Origin of the sequence: Lentzea xinjiangensis (genome assembly GCF_900110955.1) — a bacterium.
Lineage (GTDB): Bacteria > Actinomycetota > Actinomycetes > Mycobacteriales > Pseudonocardiaceae > Lentzea > Lentzea xinjiangensis.
This window is the reverse complement of sequence record NZ_FOFR01000007.1, coordinates 176,212-192,693: the sequence shown is the minus strand read 5'-3', so window position 1 is coordinate 192,693 and position 16,482 is coordinate 176,212. Positions and strand designations below refer to the sequence as shown.

At 73.1% G+C, this 16,482-nt stretch carries 14 protein-coding genes; 9 read left to right on the top strand and 5 right to left on the bottom strand.

The features are described 5' to 3' along the window. Positions 1-168: 168 nt before the first annotated feature. Positions 169-1,137, bottom strand: a complete 969-nt coding sequence (locus tag BMW88_RS17785) for a tetratricopeptide repeat protein (protein WP_089951942.1) — start codon at positions 1,135-1,137, stop codon at positions 169-171. 508 nt (positions 1,138-1,645) lie between these two features. Here BMW88_RS17785 and BMW88_RS17780 point away from each other — a divergent pair. The 3 genes from BMW88_RS17780 (at position 1,646) to BMW88_RS17770 (ending at position 3,516) form a co-directional block, all read left to right on the top strand. Beyond that, complete coding sequence (locus BMW88_RS17780; RefSeq protein WP_089951941.1) at positions 1,646-2,236, top strand: DinB family protein; 591 nt, start codon at positions 1,646-1,648, stop codon at positions 2,234-2,236. Positions 2,237-2,240: 4 nt separating this feature from the next. Next, positions 2,241-2,840 (top strand): DinB family protein, encoded by a 600-nt coding sequence (locus BMW88_RS17775; protein ID WP_089951939.1) that lies wholly within the window; start codon positions 2,241-2,243, stop codon positions 2,838-2,840. 100 nt (positions 2,841-2,940) lie between these two features. Then, positions 2,941-3,516 carry a pyridoxamine 5'-phosphate oxidase family protein gene (locus BMW88_RS17770; RefSeq protein ID WP_089951938.1) on the top strand — a complete coding sequence of 192 codons (576 nt, stop codon included), beginning with the start codon at positions 2,941-2,943 and terminating at the stop codon, positions 3,514-3,516. Positions 3,517-3,570: 54 nt separating this feature from the next. Here the strand turns inward: BMW88_RS17770 and BMW88_RS17765 are convergent, their stop codons facing one another. Then, on the bottom strand, positions 3,571-4,911 hold the full coding sequence (locus BMW88_RS17765; protein ID WP_089951936.1) for a M20/M25/M40 family metallo-hydrolase: 1,341 nt from the start codon (positions 4,909-4,911) through the stop codon (positions 3,571-3,573). Continuing rightward, positions 4,874-5,701: a M55 family metallopeptidase gene (locus BMW88_RS17760; protein WP_177221163.1), complete on the bottom strand. Its 828-nt coding sequence runs from the start codon at positions 5,699-5,701 to the stop codon at positions 4,874-4,876. The genes BMW88_RS17765 and BMW88_RS17760 overlap by 38 nt, the downstream gene beginning before the upstream one ends. A gap of 73 nt (positions 5,702-5,774) precedes the next feature. Here BMW88_RS17760 and BMW88_RS17755 point away from each other — a divergent pair, with 73 nt between their 5' ends. From BMW88_RS17755 to BMW88_RS17735, 5 genes are read left to right on the top strand one after another with little or no spacing between them, the layout of a single operon-like run. After that, positions 5,775-7,502, top strand: coding sequence for an ABC transporter substrate-binding protein (locus BMW88_RS17755; RefSeq protein ID WP_245777871.1), 1,728 nt, complete (start codon positions 5,775-5,777; stop codon positions 7,500-7,502). Beyond that, entirely contained in the window at positions 7,503-8,453 is a 951-nt protein-coding gene (locus BMW88_RS17750; protein WP_281249412.1) for an ABC transporter permease, read from the top strand. Further along, entirely contained in the window at positions 8,450-9,274 is an 825-nt protein-coding gene (locus BMW88_RS17745) for an ABC transporter permease (RefSeq protein ID WP_089951932.1), read from the top strand. The genes BMW88_RS17750 and BMW88_RS17745 overlap by 4 nt, the downstream gene beginning before the upstream one ends. Before the next feature lie 10 nt (positions 9,275-9,284). Beyond that, on the top strand, positions 9,285-10,829 hold the full coding sequence (locus tag BMW88_RS17740) for an ATP-binding cassette domain-containing protein (protein WP_089951930.1): 1,545 nt from the start codon (positions 9,285-9,287) through the stop codon (positions 10,827-10,829). A gap of 5 nt (positions 10,830-10,834) precedes the next feature. Next, entirely contained in the window at positions 10,835-11,566 is a 732-nt protein-coding gene (locus BMW88_RS17735; RefSeq protein WP_089951929.1) for a hypothetical protein, read from the top strand. On the opposite strand, the gene BMW88_RS44010 is transcribed toward BMW88_RS17735, so the two are convergent. Next, a complete protein-coding gene (locus tag BMW88_RS44010) occupies positions 11,517-14,279 on the bottom strand; it encodes an AfsR/SARP family transcriptional regulator (RefSeq protein WP_089951927.1) in 2,763 nt (920 codons plus the stop codon). The two genes, BMW88_RS17735 and BMW88_RS44010, sit on opposite strands and share 50 nt — an antisense overlap. A gap of 750 nt (positions 14,280-15,029) precedes the next feature. Then, on the bottom strand, positions 15,030-15,422 hold the full coding sequence (locus BMW88_RS17720) for a cupin domain-containing protein (protein ID WP_089951924.1): 393 nt from the start codon (positions 15,420-15,422) through the stop codon (positions 15,030-15,032). A gap of 53 nt (positions 15,423-15,475) precedes the next feature. Between BMW88_RS17720 and BMW88_RS17715 the strand changes: the two genes are divergently transcribed. Then, positions 15,476-16,462: a helix-turn-helix domain-containing protein gene (locus BMW88_RS17715; RefSeq protein ID WP_089951922.1), complete on the top strand. Its 987-nt coding sequence runs from the start codon at positions 15,476-15,478 to the stop codon at positions 16,460-16,462. Positions 16,463-16,482 lie beyond the last annotated feature (20 nt).

The window sequence follows — 16,482 nt, the reverse complement described above, 5'->3', positions numbered from 1 at the left end:
TGTGAAGGCCCACTGTCATCCCGCCATCCGTATGGGGTTGCCTGGTGGGATTCCGACGGTGGTGGTCTCCGGCGTGGGACGCGCCGGAGACCACCACCGTCGGTGAGGACAGCGCCGACGAGGACAGGCCTCGTGCGGTACGAGAGGTTCGCCCGGCGGTGCGCGGCTCTAGTTGGTGAGGCCGGATGCCGCGCGGGCCTTGGCGAACTGCTTCTCGTGGTTGCCGAAGTAGCTCCACGGCCACCGCATCGGCAGTGGTCCGCTGCGGCGCATGTGCTGCGCGAAGCGGTCTCTGTCCTGCTCCTTGTCGGCTTCCAGGTAGTAGGTCGCGAAGATCTGGTGGCCCCACCGGGAGTGGGGGTGGTCGTCGGCACCCGCGAGCAGCCGGTCGGACGCGGCGTTGACCTCGTCGCGCTGCTTGCCGAGGTAGGTCAACGCGCGCCAGAGGCGCTTGAGCTTGTTGCCGCCGGTGCGGTAGTTCTCCAGGTGCTTCTCGATGTGCGCGACCGCGATCATCGCCAGCAGCGGATGACCGTCCGGCAGGTCCGCGATCCCGGTGCGGGCGAAGGCAAACATCTCCTCCTCGCTGCCGTACCACTTCTTCGCGGTCGACTGGAGCCTGCGCAGGGTCGCGTTGACCAGGTCGGGCACCCGCTTGTGGACCTCTTCGTAGATGTCGGCGGGTTCGCGGGTGGCCAGCGGCGCACCGAGGGCGACCGCCATCAGCATGGCCCACGGCGCGACGTCGTCCGGGTCGAGCTCCGCTGCGCGCAGCAGCGTCCTGCGGGCCTGCTGGGTGGAGTCGCGTAGTCCGGCCCACTGCTCGTCGGTGGTGTGGTCCGCGTATCGCGCGCCTCGCGCCTGCCAGCCCACCGCGACCTGGGCGCTGCCGAGCAGCAGCAGGAGCTGCACGTTGTCCGGGTCGGCCTCCGTCGCAGCGAGCAGGTGTGGGAGCACCGGGCTGCCCGCGTAGGCGAACGCGTCCAGGGCGAGCTCGCGGCGGTACGGCTGGTCGCGGGTGGCGGTCAGGAAGCCGAGCGCGGGTGTCAGGTCGCCGTCGGCGAGTGCGTGCAGGGCGTGCAGGAGTTCGTCGTCATCGAACGCGAGATCGACGTCGCCTGGCAGCTTCGAGGGCATGCGCTGGAAGTTAACACCAGGTCAGGTCCAAGATGTGAAGAACAGTGCAGAACAGGACGGCGCGTGCCCGCCGACACGATCGGAGGCTGAGTGTCGCGTGACCTGGTCCGATCCGTGGGCCTGTTCGGGTTCTCCCTCTGCGTGGCGGGACTGGTCCTCTTCCTGGCTCAGCCGTCTGCCCCCTCGGAAAGCACCTCTTCCGGGCCCGGTGTGCTGGTTCCGTTCGAGTGTCCTGAGTGGATGACGAGTGAAGCGTGCCTGCAGCGTCACTCCCCTCGGTTGGAATCTCGGCCGGGCGGAGAACCTGTCGTCGTGGTCGTCAGCGCGCTGGGCTTGGCCCTCGTCGTTTCTGCGCTGTGGGCGTGGCGACGGCGCAGGTCCGCACCTGAGCCGCCGCAGGCGAGCACCGAATCGCAGTAGACGGCCGGCTGTCGCGGAGCAGTGCGGGACCGGCAACGGCACTGTGGGACGACGTCGTTTTGTCGGTGCCGTCTGACACGCTGCCGGTGTGGACGAGAAGAAACTGCTGCACCGGTACCTGGACGAGGCCCGCTCGGCGTTGCTGTGGAAGCTGGAGGGCCTGTCGGAGTACGACGTGCGGCGGCCGTTGACGCCGACGGGCACGAACCTGCTGGGGCTGGTCAAGCACGCGGCCGGGGTGGAGCTGAACTACTTCGGCCGGGTGTTCGGCCGCCCGTTCCCCGACGCTCCACTGTGGTCGACGGCGCAGGCGCCACCGGCGTCGGACATGTACGCCGGTCCCGACGAATCGCGGCAGTCCGTCGTGGACTTCTACGCGCGGGTGCGGTCCTACGCCGACGAGACGATCGAGTCGCTGGCGGTGGACGCGCCGGGGGTGGTGCCGTGGTGGTCGCCGGGCCGCCGCGAGGTGACGTTGCGGGAGGTCCTGCTGGACGTGGCGGTCGAGCTGCACCGCCACGCCGGGCACGCGGACGTGGTGCGGGAGCTGATCGACGGCGCGACGGGCATGCAGGACGGCCGCTCGAACATGCCGCCGGTGCCGCAGGCTTTCTGGGCGGAGCACCACGCGAGGTTGCAGGAAATCGCGGCCGCGGCGGCGCGGCCTCTGCCAAGCTGACCCGATGGCCTCTGATCCGAAAGCCGACCTGCACCGCTATCTGCGCGCGGCCCGGGAAACCGTGGTGTGGAAGCTGGAGGGCTTGCCGGAGTACGACGTGCGGCGGCCGCTGACGCCGACGGGCACGAACCTGCTGGGGCTGGTCAAGCACCTGGCGAGCACCGAGCAGGGCTACTTCGGCGACTGCCTGGGCCGTCCGTTCGGCGAGCGGCTGCCGTGGCTGGACCGGCTCGACGACGACCCGAACGCGGACATGTTCGCCACCGCCGACGAGTCGCGTGAGGACATCCTGTCGTTGTACGCCCGCGTGACGGCGTTCGCGGACACGGTGATCACGGAGCTGCCGCTCGACGCGCCGGGGGTGGTGCCGTGGTGGTCGGAGGAGCGCAAGTACGTGACGTTGCACCTGCTGCTGGTGCACATGATCGCGGAGACCAACCGGCACGCCGGCCACGCCGACATCCTGCGGGAGGGCCTCGACGGTGAGACCGGGATGCGGCAGGGCGGGTCGAACCTGCCCACCCACGACTGGGTGTCCTACCGGCAGCGGGTGGAGCAGGCGGCGCGGGAGGCCGCCGACCGGGCCCGGCCTCTCCAGGCCTGACCCCACCGGGCCCGGTTTCGGCGGGCCCGGCGGGGTGCGGTGCTCACCACCTGGGAAAGGCCGCTGACACCGCCGCCGGTGACGGTCGATACTGCGGATCATGGGCAAGGAATACGAGCGGATCGAGCCGCGGCTGTGGGAGTTCATCGAGAACCAGAAGGTGTTCTTCGTAGCCACTGCGCCGCTGGCGGGTGACGGTCACGTCAACCTCTCACCCAAGGGCCGGCAGGGCACGTTGCGGATCCTCGACGACCGCACGGTGGCCTACCTGGACTTCGGTGGCAGCCACGCCGAGACGATCGCGCACCTGCGCGAGAACGGGCGCATCACGCTGATGTGGTGCGCGTTCGAGGGCCCGCCGAACATCGTGCGCGTCCACGGGCGGGGTGAGCCGGTGTTCCGCGACGACCCGCGCTTCCCCGAGCTGGTGGAGGGCTTCGGTGCGGCGGACGGGCCGGCGGTGCGGGCCGTCGTCGTGGTGACGGCGGAGCTGATCAGCGACACGTGCGGGTTCGCGGTGCCGTTCATGGACTACCGCTCGGAGCGGGAGCTGCACGCGGACTACTTCGGCCGCAAGAGCGACGAGGAGTTCCGCGAGTACACGGGCAAGAAGCCGTACAACATCGCGAGCATCGACGGGCTGCCGGCCGTTCCGCTGCCGTTGCCACCGCGCTGAGCCCGCCCGGCCCGAGCCCGCCGCCCTGGGCTGCCCGAGGGCGGCGGGCTCGGGTCAGCTCGACAGGAAGCGGTCCAGCACGCGGACGCCGAACTCCAAGCCGGCGACGGGGACGCGTTCGTCGACGCCGTGGGCCATCGCGCGGTAGTCGAAGCCGGTCGGCAGCAGCAGCGGCGCGAAGCCGTAGCAGTGGATGCCCAGCCGGCTGAAGGCCTTGGCGTCGGTGCCGCCGCCCAGGCAGTGGGGCACGACGGCGGCCGAGGGGTCCTCGGCGCGCAGGGCGTCGGCCATGGCGGTGAACCACGGTGTGTCGATCGGGGCCTCGACCGGTGGCTGGTGCTCGAGGAACTCGCGGGTGACGCCGTCGCCGAGCAGGGAGTCGATGGTGGCGACGAGCTCGTCGACGGTGCCGGGCAGCGTGCGGACGTCGAGCTGCGCGGTCGCCGTGCCGGGGATGACGTTGACCTTGTAGCCGGCCTGCAACACGGTCGGGGTGGTCGAGCAGCGCACGGTGTTCTCGACCAATCTGGCGGCCGGGCCGAGGCGGGCGATCGTGCCGTCGACGTCGTCGAGGTCGACCTCGACGCCCAGGGCCTTGCCCGCGCCTTCGAGGAACGCCTCGGCCGTCGGGGTGAGCCGGACGGGGTGCTCGTGGGCGGCGATGCGCGCCAGCGTGGTGACCAGTGCCGTGACGGCGTTGCGCGGGTTGCGGCGCGAACCGTGCCCGGCGCGGCCGGTGGCGGTGAGCTTGAGGTGGGAGGTGCCGCGCTCGGCGGTGCCGATCGGGTAGAGCCGGACGCCGTCGACGTCGAAGGAGAAGCCGCCGGACTCGCTGATCGCGGCTCCGACGCCGGCGAAGTGGGCGGCGTGGTGCTCGACGAGCCAGTGCGCGCCGTGGTGGCCCTGGTCCTCCTCGTCGGCGACGAAGGCGAGCACCACGTCGCGGCGCGGCCGGCGGCCCTCGGCGTGCCAGCGGTGGAGCACGGCGAGGGTCATCGCGGCCATGTCCTTCATGTCCACGGCGCCGCGGCCGTGCACGAACCCGTCGCGGATCTCACCGGCGAACGGGTCGAAGCTCCACTCGGCCGGGTCAGCGGGCACGACGTCCAGGTGGGCCTGGACGAGCACGGCGGGCAGCGACGGATCGGTGCCCGGGACGCGGGCGAGGACGTTGGTGCGCCGCGGGGCCGGTTCGAGCAGCGTGGCCGGCACGCCGCTGTCGTGCAGGACGGCTGCGACGTGTTCGGCGGCCTCGCGTTCGCCCGCGGACTCGCCTCCGCCGTGGTTGGTCGTGTCGAAGCGGATGAGCTGCGCGCACAGCTGCGCCACGTCCAGCGTCATGGGCGCCACCCTACGTTCAGCCGTAGATGCCCTCGACCGCCCCCGCCGCGACATAAGTGACGATCTTGAACGCCTTCATCGCCTCGGTCATCGACACGGCGTCGAACCCGACGCGGCGCACCCCGGTCTGCTCCACGGTGGGCACGACGGCGGCGGCCTCGGCCAGGTGGGTGGCGTCGAACTCGACCTCGATGCGGTGCGGTGCCACCACGGCGTCGTGGCGTCCCGCCGCGGCCATCGCGGCGGTCGCCGCGTCGGTGATCTGCGCGCAGGCCACGGCCGGTGGCAGGCACACGGCCGCATACCGCGACACGCATTCCTTCACGGCCACCAGGCGGGCCGCGGGCGCGTAGGAGGCGGCGTCGGCACAGGTGAGGTCGTCGCCGGTCACGAGCAGCACCGGCACGCCGTGCTCGGCGGCCAGGGCGGCGTTGAGGCGGCCCTCGGAGGCGAGCACGCCGTCGAGCCACACGCCGGTGATGGAGTTCTCCAGGTAGGTGTGCGCGAGCACGCCCCGCTCGCCCGCGCCGGTGTGGTAGCCCAGGAACACGACTCCGTCCACACCGGAGTCGATGCCCTGCATCATCGACAGCGGTTTGTGCCGGCCGGTGAGCAGCCGTGCCGCGGGGTGCAGGTCCTCGATCAGCAGGTTGCGCTGAGAGGAGTGCGCCTCGTTGACGAGCACCTGTGTCGCGCCCGCTGCAACCAAGCCGGCCGCGCACGCGTCGACGTCACCAGTGAACAGGCGCCGCATCCGTTGCCACTGCTCGGTACCGGGCACGACGTCCCCGGTCCAGGTGACTCCGGTGGCGCCTTCCATGTCCGCCGAGATCATGATTCGCACATCTCGGTAAGTTAGCGGTGGGCTGCCGGGAAGAGGGGTTTTCGTGCGGGTGAAGTTGGGCGCGTTGCTTGCCGTGGCAACGACAGTGGTGCTGGGGGCACCTCCGGTGGCGGCGCAGCAGCCGGTGATCCTCAAGGTCGCGATCACACAGCAGATCGACTCGCTGAACCCGTTCCTCGCGGTGTTCCAGTCGAGCACCGAGGTCGGCCGGTTGATGTACGACTACCTGACCGCCTACGCGGCCGACGACCAGGCGGTGACCGAGGGCCTGGCGCGTTCCTGGGAGTCCTCGGCCGACAAGCTCACGTGGACGTTCACCGTGCCCGAGGGCAAGAAGTGGTCCGACGGGCAGCCGATCACGGCGCACGACGTCGCGTTCACCTACAACCTGATGCTGACCGACGAGGCCGCCAGGACCGCGAACGGCAGCTTCGTCACCAACTTCGCCTCCGTCACCGCCCCCGACGACCGCACGGTGGTGATCAGGACGAAGACGCCGCAGGTGACGATGCTGGCGCTGGACGTCCCGATCGTGCCCCGGCACGTGTGGGAGCACGTCGGCAGCGTCAAGGACCACGCCAACGACCGGATGCCGGTGGTGGGCTCCGGCCCGTTCGTGCTCACCGAGCACGTGGCCGGGCAGCACATCAAGCTCAAGGCCAACAAGACCTACTGGCGCGGCGCGCCGAAGGTCGACGAGCTGCACTTCGTGTACTTCCAGAACTCCGACGCCGCGGTGCAGGCGCTGGGCAAGGGCGAGGTCGACCTGGTCAACCGGATGGCCCCGGCCCAGTTCGACTCGCTGGCCGGCAAGGACGGCGTCACGCGCAACAAGGCGCAGGGCCGCCGCTTCACCGAGCTGCTGATCAACCCCGGCGCGCAGACCAGGACCGGCGAGCCGATCGGCGACGGCCACCCCGCGCTGCGCGACGTGCGGGTCCGGCGGGCGGTCGCGCAGGCCATCGACCTCGACGCGCTGGTGCAGCGGGTGAACCTGGGCTACGCGGAGAAGGGCGCCGGGCTGGTGCCGCCGGTGTTCACCCAGTGGCACTGGAAGCCCGACGAGGCGCAGCAGCGCAGGTTCGACCCGGCCGCGGCGAACGCGGCCCTCGACGCCGCCGGGTACCCGCGCCGGGCCGACGGCACCCGGTTCCCGCTGCGGCTCATCGGCCGCGCCGGGCGGGCCTACGACGAGCAGGCCAGCGAGTACCTCAAGCGGTCGATGGGCGACATCGGCATCCCGCTGGACGTGCGGCTGGTGTCGGACAACCAGCTCAACGAGGCGACCACCGCGGCGACCTACGACCTGGCGTTCTCGGGCTGGGCGACGAACGTGGACCCGGACTTCGTGCTGAGCCTGCACACGTGCGCGCAACGGCCGGGCGCGGACGGCAAGGGCGGCACCACCGACGCCTACTTCTGCGACGAGACCTACGACCGCCTCTACGCCCGGCAGCTCTCGGAGTTCGACCAGGGCGAGCGGGTGCGGATCGTGCACCAGATGCAGGCCCGCTTCCACGACCAGGTGCCCGCGGTCGTGCTCGCCTACGACAACGCCCTGGAGGCCTACCGCTCGGACCGCTTCGCCCGGTTCACCACCCAGCCCGCGCAGGGCGGCGTGATCATGGCGCAGAACGGCGTGTGGGGCTACTACGGCGCCGAACCCCTCCAGCGCGCCGCACCGGCGCCGGGCAGCCGGTGGCCCGCGTTCGCGATCGGCGCCGCGGTGCTCGTGGCGCTGGTGGTGACCGCGCTGGTGCTGGCCCGCCGGCGGCGGGCCACGGCCGGGGAGCGCGAGTAGGTGCGCCTCGCCGGCCGCCTCGGCGGCGCCGCGCTGAGCCTGGTGATGGTGGCGGTGCTGGGGTTCTTCCTGTTCCGGGTGGTGCCCGGCGACCCGGTCGTGTCGATGACGCGCGGCCGTCCGACGACGGCGGCGACGCAGGAGGCGCTGCGCGCCCAGTTCGGCCTGGACCGGCCGGTGCACGAGCAGTTCTGGAGCTACTTCACCGGGCTGCTGCGCGGCGAGCTGGGGACGTCGTTCACGTTCCGCCGCCCGGTCGCCGACGTGATCCTGGAACGGCTCGGGCCCACCCTGCTGCTGGTGGGCACGTCGACGCTGATCGCGGTCGGCCTGGGGTTGTGGCTGGGGGTGCGGGCGGCGTGGCGCCGGAACTCGGCGCTGGACCGCGTCACCACGGGGGTGTCGCTGACGTTGTGGGCGGTGCCGACGTTCTGGCTGGGCATGCTGCTGATGATGGTGACGGGTGACCTGTTCCCCTCACGCGGCATGCGCGACACCGACACCCCGCCGGACTTCCTGTCCCAGGCCCTCGACGTCGGGCACCACCTGGTGCTGCCGTCGGTCACGCTGGTCGCGGTGGTGTGCGCGGAGTACGCGCTGGTGATGCGGTCGTCGCTGCTGGAGGAGCTGCACGCCCCCTACCTGACGACGGCGCGCGCCAAGGGTCTGCGCGACGACGTGGTGCGCCGCCGCCACGCGGTGCCCAACGCGGTGCTGCCCGCGATCACGCTGGTGTTCCTGCGGGTCGGGCTGGTGGTCAGCGGTGCGATCACGACGGAGACGGTGTTCTCCTGGCCGGGGCTGGGGCTGTTGTTCTACGACGCGCTGACCGGGCCGGACTACTTCCTGCTGCAAGGGCTGCTCGTGGTGACGGCGGGCGCGGTCGTGGTGATGAACCTGCTGGCGGACCTGCTGCACGGGGTCCTGGATCCACGGGTGAAGGTCGTATGAGGAGGTTCCTGGCCCACCGGACGGGAACGGCCGGCGCGGTGGTCCTCGCGGTGGCCGCCCTCGTCGCGCTCGTGGCGCCGCTGCTGATCCCCGCGGAGGCGCTGGACGTCACCCGCGTGACGGCGCCGGCGTGGCAGCCTCCGGGGGCGCGGCAGTGGCTGGGCACCGACCACACCGGCCGCTCGGTCGCGCTGCTGATGGCGCAGGGCGCGGGGACGTCGTTGTTCGTGGGGCTGACGGCGGCGGTGCTCGCGGTGGGCATCGGCACGCTGGTGGGCATCGTGAGCGGTCACTTCGGCGGGCTGCTGTCCGGGGCGCTGCTGCGGGTGACCGACTTCTTCCTGGTGCTGCCCGCGCTGGTGCTCGCGATCGCGCTGTCGACGGTGCTGCCGCGCGGGCTGGGCACGATCGTGCTGGCGATCGGCCTGACGAGCTGGCCGTCGACGGCGCGGGTGGTGCGGGCGCAGACGCTGACGATCGAGGCGCGGCCGTTCGTGGAACGCGCGCGGGCGCTGGGCGGCGGGCACGGGCACGTGATCGGCCGGCACGTGCTGCCCTCGGTGGTGCCGCTGGTGCTGGTCAACGCGACGCTGGCGGTGGCGTCGGCGATCGTGGCCGAGTCGACGCTGGCGTTTCTGGGGCTGGGGGATCCGACGCGGATCTCGTGGGGCGCGATGCTGCACCAGGCGCAGCTGCACGGCGCGGTGCCGCGGGCGGCGTGGTGGTTCCTGCTGCCGCCGGGGCTGGCGATCGTGGTGGTGGTGCTGGCGTTCACGCTCGTCGGGCGTGCCCTCGAAGCCGTCGTGACCCCGAAGAGGTGAGCCTGAGCTGATGAGCGCCGGCCTGCAGCTGAACAACCTCACCGTCCACTACGGGCACAAGCGGGTGGTCGACGACGTGACCCTCGCCGTGGCGCCCGGTCAGACGCTGGGCCTGGCGGGCGAGTCGGGGTCGGGCAAGTCGACGGTGGCGATGTCGGTGCTGCGGCTGCTGCCCGGGACCGCGCGCGTGGACGGCGAGGTCCTGCTCGACGGCGAGGACGTGCGGACGATGTCGTGGGGCCGGCTGCGGGCGGTGCGGTGGGCGTCGGCGTCGATCGTGTTCCAGGGGGCGATGCACTCGCTCAACCCGGTGCGCCGCGTGGGCGAGCAGATCGCCGAGCCGATGCGCCTGCACGGCACCGAAGGCAGCGTCGCCGCGCTGCTGGAGCAGGTGGAGCTGCCGCGGGACAAGGCGCGGGCCTACCCGCACGAGTTGTCGGGCGGGCAGAAGCAGCGGGTGATGATCGCGATGGCGCTGGCGTGCCGGCCGCGGCTGGTGATCGCCGACGAGCCGACGACGGCGCTGGACGTGATCGTGCAGGCGCAGGTGCTGGCGGTGCTCACGCGCCTGGTCGCCGAACAGGACCTGGGGCTGCTGATGATCAGCCACGACCTGTCGGTGCTCGCCGCGACGTGCGACGAGCTGGCCGTGATGCACCAGGGGCGGCTGGTCGAACGCGGCCGCGCGCGGCAGGTCGTCGCCGATCCGCGCCACCCGCACACGGCGGCGCTGACGGCGGCGTTCCCGGTGATCGGCGACCCGGCGCACCGCTGGGCCGAGCCCGCTGTTCCTGCGGAGCCGTTGTTGCGGGTGCGGGACCTGACGGTGGACTACGGCCGCACGCGCGCGGTCGACGGGGTGGACCTGGAGGTCGGGCGGGGCGAGATCGTGGCGCTGGTGGGCCAGTCCGGCTCCGGCAAGACGACGCTGGCCCGCGCCATCATGGGGTTGCGCAGGCCGTCCTCCGGTCGGGTGATCTTCGACGGCGCCGAGGTGCCCCGCTCCGGCCGGGCGCTCAAGGCGTTCCGGCGGCAGGTGCAGCTGGTCCTGCAGGACCCGGCGAGCGCGCTGAACCCCCGCCACACCGTCTTCGACGCGGTCGCGGAGGGACTGCGCGTGCACGGCCTGCGCGGCGACGAGGAAGCGCTGGTCACAGCCGCTGTGGAGCGGGCGGAGCTGCGTCCGGCGAACCTGTACCTGGAGGCGTTGCCGCACGAGCTGTCCGGCGGCCAGCAGCAGCGGGTGGTGATCGCCGGAGCGCTGGTGCTGGGGCCCCGTCTGCTGGTGGCCGACGAGCCGGTCGCGTCGCTGGACGCCTCGGTGCGCGGGGAGGTCGTGGCACTGCTGCTGCGGTTGCGCCGGGAGCTGGGCCTTGCTTCATTGCTCATCACGCACGACCTCGGGCTGGCGTGGCAGATCGCCGACCGGGTCGCGGTGATGCACCAGGGGAAGATCGTGGAACAAGGCTCGGTGGAACAAGTGCTCCTCACTCCCTCGCACGACTACACGCGCGCCCTGGTGCGCGCGGTGCCCGCGCTCGGACCCGGGGTCTGAGGACCGTGGTCCCGATCGAACACGCCCGCTACCGGGCCTCGCTCACGCCCGCCGAGATCGGCAGGGGCGGGGCGGACGGGTGGGTGGCGGTGGACGAGGTGCCGGCGCTGGCGTGGCTGGCGTGGCACGACCTGGGCTGCCCGCCGGGCGTGCTGGGTGAGCTGGCCGAGGCCGTGGAGCCTGAGCACGTGCTGGCGCTGTGCCGGGTGCTGGCCTCGACCTCCGCCGCGGACACCGCGGCGGTGTGGCGCTACCTGGCGGCGGACTGGGAGCGCACGGGCGAGCGGTCCGACGGCAGGCAGCGGTTCCTGCTGGACCGGGCGGCGCGCGGGGAGGGCATGGACTGGCGCAGCGAGGCCGTGCTGATGGGCACCGACCGGCCGGAGGAGGTCGACGCGGCGTTCGACCGCGGCGAGCCGATGGTGGGCGTCGCGGTGATCGGCCTTGCCCTGTCGCACCCGGACCCGTGGGCGGTGCTGCGCCGCGTCGCCCGCGCGCTGGACCACAACCGCATCGAGGTGCGGCGGCACGGCGCGACGGCGCTGGCGCACGTGGCCCGCCTGCACGGCGTGGTGTCGCGGGAGTGCCTGGACGTGCTGCGCCGCCATCCCGACGAGGTGGCCGAGGAGGACCTGTGGATGTTCGTCGCCCGCCGCAGGCTGCCGCCGTGGCTGTGGTGGCGGCGGATCACGGCGCGGTCAGGGCGTCGAGCTCGGCGCGCACCGCGGTCTCGGTGAGCAGGTTGCGCTGCCCCACGGCCCGGCACAGCGCCTCCTCGAAGTGCCGGCGGGCCTGGTCGAGCTCACCGGCGGCGCGGCAGACGCGGCCGCGTTCGAGGGCGATGTGGCAGCGCATCTCGTCCGGCCCGTACCAGCCGCCCGGCGTCAGCTCCCAGGCCCGGTCGCAGTGGGCGAGGGCGGCGGGGTGGTCGCCGGTGAGCCGGGCGAGCTCGGCCAGCCCGAGGTGGGCGCCCGCCTGGACGACTCGCGCGCCGGAGCGGCGGGCCAGCGTGAGCGCCAGGTCGAAGCCGTCGCGGGCCCCGTCGAGGTCGCCGGTGGCGAGCCGGGCCTGGGCGGTGGCGACGACGGCTTCGGCGGTGTCCTCGGTGGCGCCGAGCTCCTCGAGCATGCCGCGGGCGCGGCCGACGTGGCCCAGCGCCGCGGCCGCGTCACCCGCGGCCAGGGCGATCTCGCCGAGCTGGGTGAGCGCGAGCGCGGCCCCCCACCGGTCGCCGACCTGCTCGAACGCCGCGGCGCCGGCACGCAGCAGCTGCGCGCCGCGGGTCTCGTCGCCCTGCATGCGGGCCAGCAGGCCGTCGCCGACGAGGGCGAGCGCCGCGCTCCACGGGTCGGCGCCCAGCAGCCGGTTGCGGTGGTGCCAGACCTGCGAGCCGTTCTCCGGGGCGCCCAGCGCCATGCCCCACATCATCGTCATCACCGGGTAGCGCGGCGGCGCGTCGAGCAGGGCCAGCAGGTCGGCGGCCTGCCGGATGCGCGCGGACTGGTCACCGGCCGCGACCGGCCAGGCCAGCAGCAGGCACATCGCGTACTCCTGCTCGAGCCCCGGCGGCGCGATCTCGCCGCACGCCCGCAGCACGGCGTCGGCCTGCCGCGCGGCTTCGGTGCGCAGACCCCGGAACCAGTAGTAGGTCGCGAGCGCGGCCACGAGCTCCAGCGCGAGCCCGCGGTCGTGGGTGGTGGCCCAGGCGACGGCGGCGGTGAGGTTGTCGTGGTCGGCGGCGAGCCGGTCGAGCCAGCGGACCTGGTCGTGGGCGCGCAGGTGCGGCTCGGCCTGCTGGGCCTGGGCGAGGAACCAGCGGGCGTGCCGCTCACGCAGGTCCGGGGCGTGGATGGCGCAGAACGCCCGGATGGTGTCGAGCATGCGGTAGCGGTCGCCGGTGCTCTCGACGAGCGACTTGTCCACCAGCGAGGTCAGGGTGTCCACGTCGGAGCCGGTGACACCGGTGACGGCGGCCAGGCTCGCGCCGCCGGAGAACACGGTGAAGCGGGCGGCGAGGTCGCGTTCGGCGGCGGTGAGCAGCCCCCAGCTCCACTCGACGACGGCGTGCAGCGTGCGGTGCCGGGGCGCGGCGGTGCGGCTGCCCCGCGACAGCAGCCGGAACCGGTCGTCGAGGCGGGCGGTGATCTCGGCCAGGGGCAGTGACCGCACGCGCGCGGCGGCGAGCTCGATGGCGAGCGCGATGCCGTCCAGGCGCCGGCAGACCTCCGCGACGAGGCCGTGCTCGGCGGTGAAGCCGGGCCGGACGGCCCGGGCGCGGTCGAGGAAGAGCCGGGTCGCGGCCTCGGTGTCCAGGGCGGTGACCGGGCTCAGCGTCTCGCCGGTGATGCCCAGCGGTTCGCGGCTGGTGGCGAGCACCCGCACGTGCGGGCAGCCGGCGAGCAGCGCGCCGAGCACGCGGGCGGCCTCGTCCACGACGTGCTCGCAGTTGTCGACGACCAGCAGGACGTGGCGGGAGGCCAGCGCGGCACGCAGGCGCTCCTCCACACCAGCCGATCCGGCGCCACCTGGTCCGGCACCGGCTGTGCCGGTTGACCCGGTGGACAGCAGACCGGCCTCGCGCACCCCGACGCCGTCGAGCAGGGCGCGGGCAACGTCGGTGGTGGCGCTGAGGTCGACGAACGCCACCTCGCCGGGGTCGCGGCCGGCCACCTCGACCGCGAGCCTGGTCTTGCCGGTGCCGCCGGGGCCGATGAGCGTGACGAGCCGGTTGTCCTGCAACCACTTGGTGACGCGCCGCAGGTCGTCCTCACGGCCGACGAAGCTGGTCAGCTGCGCGGGCAGGCCCCGGTGCGGCGCCTTGGCCCGCAGGACGTCCAGGTGCGCCGCGGCCAGGGCGGGGGAGGGGTCGACGCCGAGCTCGTCGGCCAGCAGCTCCCGTCCCCGCGCGAACACCTCCAAGGCCTCGCTCTGGTGCCCGTCGCGGTGCAGGGACCGCATCAGCGCCGCTCGGACGTCCTCGCGCAGCGGCTGCTCGGCCAGCAGCCGCCGCAGGTCCTGCGTGGTGCCGCCGGCGAGCACGCAGTCGGCGAACACCTCCGCCAGCGCCCGCCGCGCCTCGTCGGCGAACGGCGCGTCGACGTCGGCCAGCGCCGGGCCGCGCCACAACGCCAGCGCCTGCGCACCCCGCCCGGCGGCGAGCAGCTCCCGGCACAGGTGCAGGTCGACCTCGGCGGGCTCGGCGAGGAGCCGGTACCCGGCCGGCTGGTGCTCGACCACCAGCCCCGGCACGGCCCGGCGCAGCCGCGAGACCTGCGACTGCAGCGCGTTGGCCGCCCCCGCGGGCGGCCGCGCGTACAAGCCGCCGATCAGCTTCTCGTGCCCCACGATCCGACCAACCTCGAGCGCGAGCATCGCCAGCAGGGCACGCTGACGGGGCGCGGCCACCGCCGCGCCGTCGACCTGCACCGGACCGAGCACCCCGAACCTCACGGAACGCGATTCTTCCCGAGTCGCGGGGTCCACGAAGGCCGAACGGGCATTGGGCCGACCGGGTCCTGTCCCGGGGCAGATCGGTGCCCCGCCGTATCAGCACCGGCACGGGCGGTCTCCTCCGAGCGGTCGGGAAGAACCGAACGCGCCGCCTGCGACAACCCCGGAACCCAGGGCTCACTGCGCAAGATCGCCCAGGCCACCGGCGGCACCTGCACCGAGGTGCACGACGTCGCGCAGCTGCCCGACGTCGTGCCCGGCGTCATCGCCTCCAAGCTCACCCAGCTCACGCTGAAGGTGAACAACGGCGCCGACATGCCGATCACGCCGGGCCTGTCGCAGGACGGCCCCGCCACGGTCGACCACACCGTGACCACCCCACCGCTGAGCGCGGGCACCCACGAGCTGTGCGTCACCGCCCACGGCACCGACGGCGGCGGCAACGGCTCGGTCAACGCCCTGCACGCCGACTGCCCCCTGGACCCGGCCACCGGCCGCACCGTCGCCACAGCCCGCGTCGAGGGAGCCACACTGCTCGGCGGGGAGATCACCCTCAACGCCGTCGAAGCCTCCTGCGCCAGTGACGCCGGCGGAGTCACCGGCTCGTCGAAGGTCGGCACGCTAAACGGCCAGCTGATCCAGAACGCCGTCAGCGTCCGCACCCTGCTCGGCCAGGAGATCATCCTGTCGGCCTGCCGCCTGGGCCGACCCGCCGGTGACCGGGACCCGCACCACCGGTGCGGCCCCCGGTCACCCCAGCTCGTGCCCCGTCGTCGCGTCGACGTGACCGGGGACCTCGTCGTGGCTGTCCCCGACCGTGAGCGTTCCCGACGGCTCGAACATCAGGATCGAGGCACCGCCGGGGGAGGACGGCTTGTGGTACGTGCCGCGGGCAACGGTGAAGACCTCGCCCCTGCCGAGCGTGACCGTGCGTTCCCCGGCGTCCTCACGCAGCTCCAGGCGCAGTTCACCGTCGAGCACCAGGAAGAACTCGTCGGTGTGGTCGTGGACGTGCCACACGTGCTCACCCCCGACCTTCGCGATCCGCACGTCGTAGTCGTTCACGCGCGTGACGATCCGCGGGCTCCACAGGGCGTCGAACGAAGCAAGGGCCCGATCCAAAGCAATGGGTTCGGTGTTCACGCCCGCCAGCCTCCCGGCTGCGACCGCACCGCCGTGAGTGCTAGGAATCGCACATGCCGCAAGAATCCTCGCACCGCGTCGTCGTGATCGTCGACACCGGCTCCAACCCCTTCGAACTCGGCTGCGCCACCGAGGTCTTCGGCCTGCACCGCCCCGAGCTCGGCGGTCACCTCTACGACTTCCGCCTCTGCGCACCCGACCCGCGCACCCCCATGCGCGACGGGTTCTTCACCCTCACCGGCGTCGCCGACCTCGCCATCGCCGACACCGCCGACACCCTCATCGTCCCCAACCGGCCCGACGTCGACACACCCCGCCACCCGGCCGTGCTCGACGCCGTCCGCCGCGCCCACACCCGCGGCGCCCGCCTGGTCGGCTTCTGCAGCGGCGCCTTCACCCTCGCCGAAGCCGGCGTCCTCGACGGCCGCCGCGCCACCGCCCACTGGCAGTGGGCCGACACCTTCCGCTCCCGCTTCCCCGCCGTGCGGCTCGAACCGGACGTGCTCTTCGTCGACGACGGCGACATCCTCACCTCCGCCGGCAGCGCCGCCGCCCTCGACCTCGGCCTGCACCTCGTCCGCCGCGACCACGGCGCCCAGATCGCCAGCGCCGTCTCCCGCCGACTCGTCTTCGCCGCCCACCGCGACGGCGGCCAGCGCCAGTTCGTCGAACGGCCCGTACCCCGGCTGCGCGACGAGTCCCTCGCACCCCTGCTGGCCTGGGCCCAGCGCCACCTCGACACCACCCTCACCGTGGCCACCCTCGCCGACCGCGCCGCCGTCAGCCCCGCCACCCTGCACCGCCGCTTCCAGGCCCAGCTGGGCACCACACCACTGGCCTGGCTCACCGGCGAACGCGTCACCCTCGCCTGCCGGCTGATCGAACTGGGGGAGACCCGCTTCGACGTCATCGCCCGCCGCACCGGCCTCGGCACCGCCGCCAACCTCCGCGCCCTCATGCGCCGCCAGACCGGCCTCACCCCCTCGGCCTACCGGCGCCGCTTCGGCCCGGCCCAAGTCAGCCCGGCACCCGCACGCTGACCCACGGACAACCAGCCCGA

Coding starts and splice junctions, on each gene's coding strand:
- BMW88_RS17785 (WP_089951942.1), bottom strand. CDS start 1,137: ATGCCCTCGAAGCTGCCAGGCGACGTCGATCTCGCGTTCGATGACGAC.
- BMW88_RS17775 (WP_089951939.1), top strand. CDS start 2,241: ATGGCCTCTGATCCGAAAGCCGACCTGCACCGCTATCTGCGCGCGGCC.
- BMW88_RS17770 (WP_089951938.1), top strand. CDS start 2,941: ATGGGCAAGGAATACGAGCGGATCGAGCCGCGGCTGTGGGAGTTCATC.
- BMW88_RS17765 (WP_089951936.1), bottom strand. CDS start 4,911: ATGTCGCGGCGGGGGCGGTCGAGGGCATCTACGGCTGAACGTAGGGTG.
- BMW88_RS17745 (WP_089951932.1), top strand. CDS start 8,450: ATGAGGAGGTTCCTGGCCCACCGGACGGGAACGGCCGGCGCGGTGGTC.
- BMW88_RS17740 (WP_089951930.1), top strand. CDS start 9,285: ATGAGCGCCGGCCTGCAGCTGAACAACCTCACCGTCCACTACGGGCAC.
- BMW88_RS17715 (WP_089951922.1), top strand. CDS start 15,476: ATGCCGCAAGAATCCTCGCACCGCGTCGTCGTGATCGTCGACACCGGC.